General features: G+C 64.1%; 1 protein-coding gene. It reads left to right on the top strand.

Features of this window, described 5'->3' with window-relative positions; genetic code table 11:
* Nucleotides 1–113 precede the first annotated feature (113 nt).
* Nucleotides 114–1,051: IS481 family transposase (locus ACPEES_RS23535; protein ID WP_435106966.1), on the top strand; the 938-nt coding region annotated here is incomplete at its 3' end.

A 1,051-nucleotide genomic window follows, 5' to 3' on the forward strand; every position in this document is an offset into this window, starting at 1 on the left:
TGTTGCGACCTGAGTGATCATATACCGACCAGGAGTTATGCTCTGTTCCAAGCCCGCTTCGCCTTGCAGGAGCTGGGTGAAACCTTGCGGGCCGAGCAGCGAGGAGGTTGAACGTGAGCGGCACCACGATCCACAAGCAGGCACGGACGACGCCGCAGCTGCGCGAGGAGATCCGGCACTCGTCGCTGTCCGAGCGGGCGCTGGCGGCGAAATACAACGTCACGCGCTCGACGGTGCGCAAGTGGAAGTATCGGGAGGCTAGCGCGGACCGCAGTCACCGGCCGCATCGGCTGCACACAGCGCTGTCGCCGGCGCAGGAGGCCATTGTGGTGGAACTGCGGCGCTCGCTGCTGCTGTCCACCGACGACCTGCTGGTGGTGGTCCGGGAGTTCATTCAGCCGGGGCTGAATCGCTCCACGCTGCAACGGTTGCTGGTCCGCCACGGCGTGTCGAATCTCAAGGATCTGGTGCCCCAGCCGGAGGGGAAGGCAAAGCCGAAGACCTTCAAACATTATCAGCCCGGCTACCTCCACATGGACATCAAGTACTTGCCGGCGATGGCCGACGAGGATCAGCGCACCTACCTGTTTGTCGCCATCGACCGCGCCAGCCGCTGGGTCTACCTCGAGCGCCACCGGGAGAAGTCCCAGAAGGCCGCCACACGCTTTTTGAACCACCTCCGCGAGAAGGCTCCGTTCCACCTCCGCATCCTGCTCACCGACAACGACCTGGCCTTCACGGACCGCTTCACTCAGAACGACCGCCAGCCCTCGGGGCACCATGCCTTCGACCGGCTGTGCGCTGACTACGGCATCGAACACCGGCTGACGCCGCCGCGCCAGCCGCAGACCAACGGCCTCGTGGAGCGCTTCAATGGCCGCATTGCCGAGATTCTGCGGACCACGCACTTCGACGCCGGCGCCGACCTGGACTCGATGCTCTGGCACTATAATCGACTGTACAACCACCACATCCCTCAGCGGGCACTCGGTCACCTCACCCCGGTCCAGAACCTCAAGGACTGGTACGCACAACACCCAGAGTTGTTCCG

Source organism: Arhodomonas sp. AD133 (assembly GCF_051195215.1).
Classification (GTDB): Bacteria; Pseudomonadota; Gammaproteobacteria; order Nitrococcales; family Nitrococcaceae; genus Arhodomonas.